This window comes from Peribacillus sp. TE19612, from assembly GCF_056279465.1.
Genome location: NZ_JBWCCL010000005.1, coordinates 147,156 through 159,899 on the forward strand (window position 1 = coordinate 147,156; position 12,744 = coordinate 159,899).

General features: G+C 41.1%; 9 protein-coding genes. 1 reads left to right on the forward strand and 8 read right to left on the reverse strand.

Annotated features, from left to right (window positions below; genetic code table 11):
• Positions 1 to 11 precede the first annotated feature (11 nt).
• The 4 genes from ACZ9AO_RS10870 to ACZ9AO_RS10885 are packed head-to-tail and all read right to left on the reverse strand — an operon-like array spanning position 12 to position 5,130.
• The gene (locus ACZ9AO_RS10870; RefSeq protein ID WP_476109053.1) at positions 12 to 1,700 is read right to left on the reverse strand and encodes an ABC transporter permease; all 1,689 of its coding nucleotides are present in this window, start codon (positions 1,698 to 1,700) and stop codon (positions 12 to 14) included.
• On the reverse strand, positions 1,697 to 2,809 hold the full coding sequence (locus ACZ9AO_RS10875; protein WP_048685194.1) for an ABC transporter ATP-binding protein: 1,113 nt from the start codon (positions 2,807 to 2,809) through the stop codon (positions 1,697 to 1,699). Before ACZ9AO_RS10875 ends, ACZ9AO_RS10870 begins: the two co-directional genes overlap by 4 nt.
• Before the next feature lie 15 nt (positions 2,810 to 2,824).
• Positions 2,825 to 3,904, reverse strand: a complete 1,080-nt coding sequence (locus ACZ9AO_RS10880; RefSeq protein ID WP_476109054.1) for an extracellular solute-binding protein — start codon at positions 3,902 to 3,904, stop codon at positions 2,825 to 2,827.
• Entirely contained in the window at positions 3,904 to 5,130 is a 1,227-nt protein-coding gene (locus ACZ9AO_RS10885) for an ROK family transcriptional regulator (protein ID WP_476109055.1), read from the reverse strand. Before ACZ9AO_RS10885 ends, ACZ9AO_RS10880 begins: the two co-directional genes overlap by 1 nt.
• Before the next feature lie 254 nt (positions 5,131 to 5,384).
• Here ACZ9AO_RS10885 and ACZ9AO_RS10890 point away from each other — a divergent pair, with 254 nt between their 5' ends.
• Positions 5,385 to 7,892, forward strand: a complete 2,508-nt coding sequence (locus tag ACZ9AO_RS10890; protein ID WP_476109056.1) for an NEW3 domain-containing protein — start codon at positions 5,385 to 5,387, stop codon at positions 7,890 to 7,892.
• Between the two features lie 243 nt (positions 7,893 to 8,135).
• On the opposite strand, the gene ACZ9AO_RS10895 is transcribed toward ACZ9AO_RS10890, so the two are convergent.
• From ACZ9AO_RS10895 to ACZ9AO_RS10910, 4 genes are all read right to left on the reverse strand, one after another.
• Entirely contained in the window at positions 8,136 to 8,870 is a 735-nt protein-coding gene (locus ACZ9AO_RS10895; RefSeq protein WP_048685183.1) for an amino acid ABC transporter ATP-binding protein, read from the reverse strand.
• Complete coding sequence (locus ACZ9AO_RS10900; RefSeq protein WP_048685180.1) at positions 8,867 to 9,511, reverse strand: amino acid ABC transporter permease; 645 nt, start codon at positions 9,509 to 9,511, stop codon at positions 8,867 to 8,869. Before ACZ9AO_RS10900 ends, ACZ9AO_RS10895 begins: the two co-directional genes overlap by 4 nt.
• A gap of 73 nt (positions 9,512 to 9,584) precedes the next feature.
• A complete protein-coding gene (locus ACZ9AO_RS10905) occupies positions 9,585 to 10,361 on the reverse strand; it encodes a transporter substrate-binding domain-containing protein (protein WP_048685177.1) in 777 nt (258 codons plus the stop codon).
• Between the two features lie 520 nt (positions 10,362 to 10,881).
• Positions 10,882 to 12,219: a YjiH family protein gene (locus ACZ9AO_RS10910; protein ID WP_476109057.1), complete on the reverse strand. Its 1,338-nt coding sequence runs from the start codon at positions 12,217 to 12,219 to the stop codon at positions 10,882 to 10,884.
• Positions 12,220 to 12,744 lie beyond the last annotated feature (525 nt).

The following is a 12,744-nucleotide window of genomic DNA, read 5'->3' on the forward strand; positions in this document are numbered from 1 at the left end:
AACCTCCGATTTTATAAAGCTTTTTCCGCTTTGATTCCAAAAAACTTGTTCGAAATAAAGAGAACGATTACAATCAGCGTGATTTGAATCATCCCATAGGCAGCGGCCTGCCCCATATTGAACATCCGAAGCTGATTCATGATTTCAATGGATATGGGCCTGTTTGAAATCGTGTACAACAGGACCGAGGTCGGGAATTCCCCCACAGATTCGATAAATGCCAATAATGTCCCTGATAAAACACCAGGCATAATAATCGGAAATATGACCCTTCTGAAGGTATAAAACCACTTAGCCCCCAAGTTTCTGGCTGCTTCCTCAATCGAATCATCCAGATGCTCCAGAACGGCATTAGTCGACCGGACAACGAGTGGAATATGCCTGATGAAATAGGCAAGCGGCAAAATCCAAAATGTTCCTACCAAGATTTGACCGAAAGAAAAAACGCTAGGTTCATTGAATGCGAATATCAAGTTCATCCCTATGACCGTTGCAGGCAACGCCCAAGGAATCATGACTAGAATATCGACAAAGCTTTTCCCGACGAATTTCCGTTTGACAAGTACATAAGACGCTATGACCCCAAACACCAGATTTGCCAACGTTGCAATAACCGCCATCAGTAAACTATTTCGTAACGGTTTGAAGATATTAGGGTCTTCAAACAAAAGCCTGTAATTTTCCACATTAAATACTGTGGGATACGTTTGAAATGTCCAGGTTCCATCCGGCACAAGTGAAAGCAATAGAATCGTAAAGTGCGGTAAAAGCAGAATAATTACGCCGATGATACCAGTTAGGACCATCACCCATTTTATAAATGGGTTCCTCACTTCACTCCTGTGTGCGCCTATTCCTTTCGAAGCCATGCGATAATCCTTCCTATTCTGATACCAACGCATGAATAATAGAAATGAAATCGAAACGATGGATAGGATGACGGATTGAGTAGCGGCAATTTCCATATCACCATTGATTTTTGAAAAATAAATTTGCAGGCTTAACACCCTGTATCCGCCAGCTAATAAAAACGGGGCACTGAAAGAAGCCATCGATATCATGAAAACAAGTAGTGAAGCGGCAACGATGGCAGGTGTCAATAATGGAAATGTCACCTTCAAAAAAACCTTGATTTTATTTGCGCCTAAGTTATACGCCGCTTCTTCAAGTGACGGATCTATTTTATTGATTGCAGCGGATACGGTCATATAAAAATAAACATACATCGTATAGGCATGCACGATAAGGATTCCCGATACCCCGCCAATCTTGAATGGAACCTTCTCGAGACCAAACAGGTCCTTGATGGCATTTGGAATCAATCCCGATTCTCCATATAAAAACATAAAGGCCATGACCCCTACCAATGATGGAAGGACAATCGGCAAAATCGCTGCTGATGAAAAGAAGCTTCTGCCGGGAAAATCGTAACGGTTAAAAATGAATGCGAGCGGAATGCCAATCAAGGCACTGACCAATACACTCAATATGGATATATAAACAGAATTCCAAAGAGCCTCTAAGTTCGTTTTCGATTCCTGTACGAAGAAGTCCTGATAATTTCCAAGGGATATCGTTCCGTCTTTGTGCAGACTTTCAATAAAGGTCCTCACTGACGGGTAGAGTACATATGCGATAAGCACCAATACAACTGGTATAAGGAGCCAAACCGTCAATCTCGTATCACGATTTTTAATCATGGCGCATCACCGCTTATGACAGGGATAAGACGCAGCTGTTTCTCGGGAAGCTGGACATACACTTCCTTTCCTTGATAAAAGTATCCAAAATCATGGGTGTTAAATACGTCGACCCTCAGTAACACGTCTTGAACATCCACCATGACATTCACAACAGATCCAAAGAATTGGACGGAATTTATTTTACCTTTAAAGATATTCATTCCTTCTTCGGTCACATCCAGAATCCTGATTGCTTCAGGACGAATCGAAACAGCAAGGTCAGCATCACTCTGTATGATTGAAATTCCGTCCCTAGCTTGATTTTCCACATTCAATTTAATCGGTTGTTCACTATTCTTAAGGGCAACCTCTATATTATCTTGATGAACTTTTTCAACTTGAACGGGCAAAAGATTAATTTCGCCTATAAAACTCGCCACAAAATCATTGGCCGGCCGATTATAAATTTCTGTTGGCGTCCCGACCTGGTGACATACACCATAATTGAACACAGCGATTCGATCACTCATGGATAATGCCTCTGCCTGATCATGTGTGACATAAATGGTGGTAATCTTATAATCACGCTGCAGCCTTAAGATTTCCACTCTCATTTCATCACGAAGCTTGGCATCCAGATTACTTAATGGTTCATCCAGCAGTAATATTTCCGGTTCAATGACCAGTGCTCTCGCAAGGGCCACCCTCTGCTGCTGTCCTCCGCTTAACTGGCTCACTTGACGATTCGAGTAGCTCTCCAGCCTGACCTTTTGGAGGGCATCCAGCACTCTCTTCTTTAAGTCAGCAGAAGAAACCTTTCTCACACGCAAGCCAAACGCTACATTTTCAAAAACAGTCATATGGGGAAAGAGGGCATAGTTTTGAAAAACCATGCCTGTATTTCTTTTCTCCGGAGGTACACGCGTCATATCTTTGTCGCCAAATCGGACGACACCTTTAGTTGGATAATAAAAACCGGCAATCATCCGAAGTGTTGTCGTTTTACCGCAGCCGCTTGGACCAAGAAAGGTAAAAAACTCACCTTCTTTGATGTCCAGATTTAACTGGTCAACAGCTATCGTTTTCCCGAAGGCTTTTTGGACATTCTCTATTTTTATTGACGCCATCCCAACGACACTTCCTTATTCTTTAATTTCTTTATCTCCACTTTTAATATTTTCGTCCCAGTATTTCATCCACTCGTCACCTTTTTCCTGGAATGCATTCCAATCAATTTCCATCGCTTTAATTTCCGTTTCCGTGATCCATTCAGGTAAACCCTTCACATCACTTCTGGTCGGAATCCTGTAAAATTCTTCTGCTAATGTTTTTGCGGCTTCTGGTGAATTCACGAACTCATAAAAGGCTTCAGCCGCTTTGGGATGCTTGGCACCTTCAACGATGGCGATACCTTCTGTCAATACTGGCGTTCCGCTTTCTGGAATGACGAATTCAAATGGATAATTTTTATTTTCTTTCAGCATGACGACATCCGGCATTGCCCAAACGGAAAGTGAGCCCTCTCCTTTGGCTACCTTGTTATACATCATTTCAGGATTCGCTGAATATTCCTTCGTGTTTTGGTCGAGCTTCTTTAACCAGTCATACCCTTCTTTCGGATCATTTGTATCCTTATACGTACGGTAGATCATCGCAGAAAAAATTGTCCTCATCGTTCCGGAGGCTAACGGATAGCGGATGATGATTTCGTCTTTCCATTTCGGATCAAGCAGCTCATCCCAATCTTTCGGTACCTCGTCTTTTGATAATTCTTTGCTGTTATACATGATGACTTCCGGTGTCTGGCTCGTTCCTGTCCAATACCATTCCGGGTCGCGGAATCCTTCATCGAGACTATCGGAATAGCTAGGCTTATAAGCGGCCAGCAGCCCATCATCCTTTGCTTGATTGAAGTTCGTGGAAGGTGCCCCCCACCAAACGTCTGCCTGCGGATTACTTTTCTCTGAACGAACACGGTCAAGGATTTCCTGAGACCCCATATCAAGCCACTCAACATCAATGCCATACTTATCTTCGAACTGCTTTTCGAATTTTGATAAAATATCTTTGCCATGCGGCGAATAAACAACGATTTTATCTTCGAGCTCACCCTTTTCGCCAGCATCCGAATTCGTTTTCGTATCTGTACCGTTACACCCCGAAACTAATAGTGCTGCCGATAAGGTCAGTACTGAAACAAGCGACTTTTTCCTATTTTTCATTAATATTCCCCCTCATCACGAAAATTCAAAATGCCATCATGTTCCCTTAAGAAAAGGGAAACCGCTCCAAGCACCCCTGCGTTTTCTCCCAGTTGTGAAGTTTTCATTTCTACTAAACTTGGAAGATATCGATCAACGACCTCCCGAATTCTAGGTAAAATGTATTCAGCAGAATTTAATACACCACCTCCTAAAATGATCACTTCCGGATTTAGCAAACTAGCGGCATTGACAATTCCGCAGGCTAAATGTTCGATGGCTTCATTTATGATGGCCATAGCTGCCGTGTCTCCTTTTTTTGCAGCCAAAAAAGCATCCTCCCCCGATAGTTCGGAAGATTTGGCCCGTTCGAATAAAAAATGGTGAGGATCCTTGAGGACCTCCCTGGTGAAATGACCGCCAATCGACTTGCCTCCTGCGACACTTTCCAAATAGCCGTATCTATGGAAAAGTGGCTTGAATTCACGTTTTATATCCTCTTTGTCCGTCACCATATATCCCATTTCCCCAGCGGCACTGGAAGCTCCTCTGTATAACTGGTTATTCAAGATGATGCCGCTTCCGATTCCCGTGCCAACCGCAATGAACAGCAAATTCCGCTTATTTTGTGCATTACCCAGCCACTGTTCACCTAGTGCAGCCGCGTTTACATCATTGTCCAGAAAGATGGGGAAATCAAAATAACGCTTCGCTTCTGCTATAAATGGATATTGTACCCAGCCTAAACTCGGTGCCTCTATTACTAATCCGCTTGCCGTTTGCGTAATGCCAGGGATCCCGACTCCCATCCCCAATATCCTTTCCTTCGCAATCTGATTCTTTGCAATTAACCGCTCCGTTTCAATCGCCATTTGTTTAAGAAGCCCTGAATTTAAATAAGTGTTTGTTGAAAAACTAGTGTCAGCAAGGATGTTGCCGCTTAAATCGCTTAAAACGATTTTCACTTTCGTCCCGCCTATATCGACACCGATGATATAGGCAGCCTTTTCATTAAAAAAGAGCTGGATGGGCCTCCTCCCGCCTTGGGATGAGGATACTCCTATTCCTTTCTCGAATACCCATTTCTCCTGTATAAGTTCATCCACAGCCTGAGAAACAGTTGGTTTACTTAGCTGAAGCTTAACGGCGATTTCAGCTCTTGAAATGGGTGAGCATTCTTGGATGCATTGTATGATTCTTTTTTTATTTACATATTTTTGATGACTGGGTGTCCTTTTAAAACTCATCACATCACGGCCTTACATTATTTAGTTAGTAAATCTTCCTAATTAAGTAAAAATATAACTTAAATAATTTCAACGCACAAGATTTTTTCGGAACATTTAAAATGTTCATTTTTTAATAGTTACTTCGCATTATTTACATTTATAACCATTAGTGCTATTTATTAGATAGGTTTTTTTGTCTGGTTAGTTAGAAAACATTACTAACCTACATTTTTTTAGCTGTTTTATAAAAGTTGAAGGGGGTTAAAAGAAGAATGAAAAAAGCTTTGTTATCGTTGTTTTCCCTTTTGTTGGTTCTTGCATCATTGCCGCTTGGAGGCAGCGCTGCAAATCCTGATGATACCAACGTCGAATTATGGAATGCGGTCAAGCCGCTCGAAACGACCGTGACATTCTTGAACAGCGGTGCCCATCCCGATGATGAACGCAGTGACTTTCTCGCTTATCTATCGAGAGGGTTAGGGGTGAAAACATCCAGCCTGATTGCAAACCGTGGTGAGGGAGGACAAAATGAAACTGGGGATGAACTGGATAACGCTCTTGGAATCATCCGTTCGAGGGAAATGATAGAAGCTGCAAAAATCACCGGGGTTAAAGCCTATCATCTAAGTGAAACCACCTCTGATCCCATTTATGATTTCGGTTTCTCTAAAACACCAGAGGAAACATTACAAAAATGGGGCGAGGAACTCACATATGAACGGCTTATCCGCTTTATTCGGACGTATCAACCAGATATATTGATGCCATCCTTTCAAAATGATGATACCCAGCATGGACATCATCGAACAATGACAATCCTAAGTGAACGTGCCTTTACGGATGCCGCCGACCCAACTGTGTTTCCACAACAATTGAAACAAGGTCTATCGGTATGGCAAGTGAAAAAGTTATATTTGCCCGTTTCCTCGGCAGATCAAGCAACCACTTCGATAGAAATCGGTAAATATGACCCAATATACAAAATGACTTACCCACAGCTTGGAGAACAATCCCGCTATCTGCACAAAAGCCAAGGCATGGGTTCTGATATCCCTGCAGCACCACGCCAGATCCATTTGGATTTGAAGCAAAGCGCGGTTGATACAAAAAGCGAGTCGGACCTTTTTGCAGGTGTACCTTACAATTTTACTGAATGGGCTGAAAAACTCCCTCGCTCTGCTTCAAAATTAAAAGGTGAATTTAAATACCTGCAACGGAATCTGGACGCTGTTATTGAGGCTTATCCCCATGCAAAACGTGTTTTTTCAACATCCCAAAAAGCTCTTTCTAATGTTCGTTCAATTACTGCGCAAGTCAAAAAGGCAAAGCTAAGCCCTGCCATCAAAAACGACTTGCTTCATAAGCTCTCATTAAAAGAAGAGCAATTGCAAAACGTCAGTTATGTCTCCTCAGGGCTCGAGGTTCAAGCTAAAGCAGCTTCAAAGATTCTTACAAAAGGTCAAAATACGTACGTAACCATAACCATGAAGAATAACGGGAAACAAACATTGAAAAAAGTCGCTGCTGCATTGAACGTGCCTAAAGGATGGAAGACAAAAACAAAATCAAAAGATGTCAATCTGGCACCTAATAAATCAGCGACAATGACCTACCTAGTTGAAGTCCCTGAAGATGCAGCTTATTACCATGCCTATGATGAATCAACCATTACGACCAGCATTTCTTATAAATACGGGAGCACAAAAACTTTCATCAAGGAAGAATTGGATGGAACGATCGCCGTCCTTCCCGACGTTGGCCTTACCTTATCTCCTGAAGATATCGTCGTAAATACAGCAGATGTAAAAGAGGACATCCCAGTGACGGTGACCTTGAAAAATTATACAGAAGGAAAAGCATCAGCAAAGGTCGCTTTAAAAGTCCCTGAAAATTGGGGAGTTCATCCCCAAAATGCCACTGTATCATTTAATGAAAAATCAGAAGAAAAACAAGTGAAGTTCACCCTCAGACCACCGAAGGCCATCCAAAAAGGCGAATATCAGGTGAAGGCTGCAGCCACTGTCAATGGGAAAACCTTTGATTCGACCATTCAGGAGATTTCCTATGACCATATCGGAACATTCTATTACCAATACCCAGCAGCTATCAATACCGTTGCATTTGAGCTTTTGAAGCCAGCTTCATTAAAAGTGGGGTACATTGAAAGCGGATTCGATAAAGTGGCAGATTACTTAAGCAATGCAGGGCTGAACATTACGAAGTTAACTGCAGCTGATTTAGCTGAAGGTGATTTAAGTCAATATGACACGATCGTTACAGGCATCCGTGCCTATCTATCGAGGGAAGATTTAAAGGCAAATAACGCGCGCTTACTTGAGTATGTGGAAAACGGCGGACATCTCGTCGTGCAATACCATAAACCGGGTGATGGATGGGATGCCTTGAAGACGGCTCCATATCCTCTTACCCTCGGGAATCCTTCGATTCGCTGGCGGGTAACCGATGAAAAAGCCACAGTAAACGTGTCGAAACCAGAATCGGCGCTTTTTACCTATCCAAATAAAATAACAAATGATGACTGGAGCAATTGGGTCCAAGAAAGAGGATTGTATTTCCCAATGGAATGGGATGAACGGTATGAAACATTCATTTCCATGGCTGACCCGAATGAAGAACCATTTGATGGCGGTATCCTTATGGCTAAATACGGTAATGGCACCTACCTCTACACCAACCTTGTCCTATACAGGCAAATTCAAGGCCAGGTTCCAGGCGGATATCGAATCATGACGAACTTGATTAGTTACGGTGCCAAATAAATAAAAAGAAACCTATGCATGTGTTGAATGCATAGGTTTCTTTTCTGTGACGTTTGCCCGATTGAAGCTGATATGAATAAAAACATCTCCTGACTGATATGTTCCTGCTCTAAAAACAAAAAAAGTTATGCACAAAGATGAGGGAAAGGCTCATGCGTTTGGGTTTCCCCTCATTTCCCGCATTCCTTTGTCCACACTTTATGCACAACTTCATTCATGATTTACGATCTTAAAAACATCCCGTTAAAGCACTTTGCTCAAGAATGCTTTGGTTCTTTCATGCTGAGGGTTACCGAATAATTCATTCGGCTCATTTTCTTCCACGATATACCCTCCATCCATGAATATCACCCGGTCCCCGACTTCCCGGGCAAAGCCCATTTCATGCGTAACGACGACCATTGTCATGCCTTCTTTAGCCAGTTGTTTCATTACCTCCAAAACATCGCCGACCATTTCAGGGTCAAGGGCCGAAGTCGGTTCATCAAATAGCATGATCTTCGGATTCATCGCCAATGCCCTTGCGATGGCGACCCGCTGTTTTTGTCCGCCGGAAAGTTCCCCTGGATAGCTATTTGCTTTTTCCTTTAGACCAACCTTATCCAATAACTCAAGCGCTAATCTTCCTGCTTCCGCTTTATCGGTGGCACGAATTTTAATAGGGCCCAAGGTTATGTTCTCCAAAACGGTCTTATGAGGAAATAGATTGAAATGTTGAAAAACCATTCCAACTTCTTGCCGGACTTTGTTTATATTGATTTTCCTTTTAGGATCGGTTATATCATGTCCGTTAATGACCACCTCGCCGCCCGTAACTTCCTCAAGGAGATTCAGGCAACGCAGGAATGTACTCTTTCCAGATCCAGAAGGGCCTATTACGCAAATTACTTCCTTTTCCTGCACTTCTGCATTAATATCTTTTAAAACTTCGACAGTTCCAAATGATTTTCTCAGGTTTTTTACTGTAATGATGCTCATCGAACTTGTACCCTCCTTTCTATGAAATTAGCAATTAGGGTTAACAAATAGATGATAATAAAGTAAATCACACCCACGGCCAGCCAAATCTTGAATGCTTCAAAAGTTGCCGAAGCTTGAATCTGACCTTGCTGGGTTAAATCGGCTATACCAATGACGGATAATAGAGAAGTGTCCTTCAAGCTGATGATCGATTGATTCGTAATGGTAGGGAGCATCCTTCTAAAGGCTTGCGGAAGCACGACATATCTCATTGTTTGAGCTCCAGTGAACCCGATGGATCTTGCTGCCTCCGTTTGCCCTTTATCGATGGATTGTATCCCTGCCCTTATTATTTCAGCAAAATATGCCCCTGCATTGATTGCAACGGTAATTATTCCAGCTGTTGTACTGTCCAAAGAAATCAAATTCAATGAATTCACACCAAAATAGATAAAAAATAACTGAACGATGAACGGTGTCCCTCGTATTGCATCCACATAAACCTTTGCAATCCAGTTCAAGATTTTGATGGGGGCAAGTCGCAGCAATGCGACAAGTAAACCAATCAAAAACCCTAGGATAATGGCAATCACAAAGATATAAAGTGTCACCTGAAGTCCTTTTAATAAAAGTGGCAACGCCGCAACAATTATATCCATTTCTTTCACCCCTTTGAAAAAGAAAGCGCGCAATAAGCGCGCCTAATGAGCTTTAATCTATCGTTTATTAACCTTATTCACCAAGATACGTTTTTATAATTTCATCATACGTGCCGTCTTTTTTAAGATTGGCAAGACCATCATTTATTTTTTTCAATAAATCCTCGTTTTGCCCTTTCAATACAGCAATTCCATATTGGTCACCATTCAAACGGTCACCTACGATTTTCAACCCAAGATCTTTTTGGGCGATTGCATATGAGATGACAGGATAATCTTCTATAAGGGCATCCGCATTACCGTTGGCCACTTCCTGGAACATCGCTGGACTATCATTGAATTGAACAACTTTGATTCCTAGTTTCGTAGCATTATCCTGTGCATATTTAGCACCTGTTGTTCCTTTTTTCACTGCTATGGTTTTTCCTTTAAGATCCTTAACGGTTTTAGTGCTTGTATTATCTTTCTTAACAACTATTGTTAACCCTGCATCAAAATACGGTGTTGAGAAATCCACTACCTTTTTTCTTTCCTCTGTAATGCTCATTCCCGCAATGGCCACATCAAGCTGATTGGCTTGCATAGCCGGAATGATTCCACCGAAATCCATTGGAGACAATTTGATTTTGAAATCCTGGTCTTTCGCGATTGCATTGATCAATTCAATATCGATACCTTTATAGTCGTTCCCCTCTTTAAATTCAAAAGGAGGATAAGTCGTATCCACACCAACTTTATATACCTTTTCAGGTTTCTTTTCCTCACCTGCATTTTTTCCTTCATTGGTTCCACAAGCCGAGATAAAGATAGTTAAAATCAAAAACATACTCAATAAACCAAGTTTCTTCATTCAAATCACTCCAATTCTAAATTATACGTGATAATAAATAATTCTCCCTATAATATAGCATAAGAATAAAGTATTATAATATGAATTTTTAGAATAAATATTATTTTCTCCAAATAATTTTTATGGATGTTTTTCCTAATATTGTTCATGTGATGGAAAACACAAAAAGGCTATGGGATCCTTCTCGATAAAAATGGCCGATCATGTCATCAATACATCTAAAACAAGACCATTGGAAGGTGGTATTCACCAGGGTCCTTTAGTCATCCCTAATAGTAGATGCCCATTAGTTGGATAAGAAAAAAACTAAATCAATTAACTTTTGGATGCTTTTAAACTAGAATACAAGGAATTGTTTTTCCGCCTTCCACTCCCCCTGCTTCAAATGTCCCGCGCAACCGTGAGCCCTACCATGTCTACTTCTATCAAAAAAAGGCCAACCAGTAATTTTTACTGGTCGACCTTATAATACGAACGTATCCGTTCGATTTGTGATCGAATTAAGATTCATTGATTTGCACTAAAGCAGCAATATTGCGATGGGTGCCGTAATAATTAACGTGATGAGTGTCCGTTCAAACCAGATTACAATCAACTTCGTAATGCTGATCGGGATTTCGGTTGATAGGATACAAGGTATCGTCGCTGAAAAGAACAATATGGATGAAACAGAAACCACGGCAATGATGAACTTAGTTACCAGAGGTGCATCAACTACAAGAAGCGCCGGCAGGAACATTTCTGCAATTCCTATAGCTGAAGCTTTTGCAGCCAAAAATGGTTCAGGTATTTGCAATGCCCAGGTAAATGGGTAAAAAAGATAGCCAAGTAAATTGAATATTGGAGTGTACTCCGCTAATACAAGGCTGATGAGACCAACGGATAAAATGGACGGCAGAATGCTCATTGTCATAAGAAAACCGTCCTTTAAGTTCGCCCATAAATTTCTGCCAAGACTTACGGAATTATTTGCTCCCACCATCGCACTGTTCCAGGCATTTCGGAAAAGTCCTTCTTTGATAACTTCTTCTGGATCCGCATTATCCGAATAATATTCGTCGCTCATTTTATTTAATGGCCAAATGCGTACGGTAATGGCAGTGACAAGGTACGTGATTCCTAAAGAAACCCAAAAGAAAAGCGACCATAAGTCCATAAGCCCGAGGGTTTTTGCTACAACGATCATGAACGTTGCTGAAACCGTTGAAAAGCCAGTTGCAATAATAGCTGCCTCTTTAAGGGTGTATTTTCCTTCTTTATATAGTCGATTCGTAATAAGCATACCAATGGAATAGCTACCTGCTAAATCAGCAACCATATCAACCGCTGAACGCCCCGGCGTTTTAAATATCGGCCTCATGATCGGCTGCATCAGTACACCCAAAAATTCGAGAAGCCCGTATCCAATGAGAAGCGCCAAAAATATAGCACCTAAAGGAACGACAAGACCTACAGGTACGACAAGTTTTTCGAAAAGGAAAGGACCCATACTTGGGGCCATTAACCATTCGGGTCCGATCTTGAAATATATTAAGATCGCAACAACAGCACCTAATACTTTTAATAAAGAAAAAACGATTGATACCTTATCTTTGCTCCAGCTTTTTGAAATAAATGGATAAACAGCTCCTAATAGAATGACAATAAGAGCATAAATGGGAACGGCTGACGGCAAGGTTACTTTGATCCATGTTACTATATGATCAATTGGTATGCTTGAAACACCATTTATGGTAATGGGAATAAAAAACATAAAACTTCCTATTAAACTGTATATAATAAACTTCAGTACATTCGTAGTAGATTGAATCTGCGGCTCCTCTTGTTTCGTATTTGTCGCAACATTTGGTGATTCCATAATCATTCCCCCTTTAATTTAATTGCCTACTGGGTAAATTCTGGCGTCATGCCCACATCCAATCACGTAAAGTATCACCTTATTCCAGCAGCAAAACACCCCAGCTATGTGCCGCTTTCCAATCCCCCGTGTACCGGTGCACAACTACAACCCGGTAATATTGTTCATTAACATGCGAAGCACTGCCACTTGTTGCGAGACTTTTATATGCAATCCTGTTCTTTTTTTAATATCTTTACTCTTTCACTTGTATCCGCTTTCATTTCACTTGTCCTCATCATTATTTAACATTCATTGTATACTGAAAATTCTAATAATTATTTTACTTTTTGATGATTATTTTATAATTTATATTCTAAAATTCATCTATTATTGTCCTTTTTATAATCTATATTAAAATCAGAGCGAAATTTATGAGCAGAATCTATAGTTTTGGTACCAAAAACTAACTGAATGAGTGGTCTATTAAGCTTGGGCTGATAAAACCCAGTGTTCCTGCCCCTTTTTTGCATAAGAAACTCCTAT

Coding starts and splice junctions, on each gene's coding strand:
- ACZ9AO_RS10870 (WP_476109053.1), bottom strand. CDS start 1,700: ATGATTAAAAATCGTGATACGAGATTGACGGTTTGGCTCCTTATACCA.
- ACZ9AO_RS10875 (WP_048685194.1), bottom strand. CDS start 2,809: ATGGCGTCAATAAAAATAGAGAATGTCCAAAAAGCCTTCGGGAAAACG.
- ACZ9AO_RS10880 (WP_476109054.1), bottom strand. CDS start 3,904: ATGAAAAATAGGAAAAAGTCGCTTGTTTCAGTACTGACCTTATCGGCA.
- ACZ9AO_RS10885 (WP_476109055.1), bottom strand. CDS start 5,130: ATGAGTTTTAAAAGGACACCCAGTCATCAAAAATATGTAAATAAAAAA.
- ACZ9AO_RS10890 (WP_476109056.1), top strand. CDS start 5,385: ATGAAAAAAGCTTTGTTATCGTTGTTTTCCCTTTTGTTGGTTCTTGCA.
- ACZ9AO_RS10895 (WP_048685183.1), bottom strand. CDS start 8,870: ATGAGCATCATTACAGTAAAAAACCTGAGAAAATCATTTGGAACTGTC.
- ACZ9AO_RS10900 (WP_048685180.1), bottom strand. CDS start 9,511: ATGGATATAATTGTTGCGGCGTTGCCACTTTTATTAAAAGGACTTCAG.
- ACZ9AO_RS10905 (WP_048685177.1), bottom strand. CDS start 10,361: ATGAAGAAACTTGGTTTATTGAGTATGTTTTTGATTTTAACTATCTTT.
- ACZ9AO_RS10910 (WP_476109057.1), bottom strand. CDS start 12,219: ATGGAATCACCAAATGTTGCGACAAATACGAAACAAGAGGAGCCGCAG.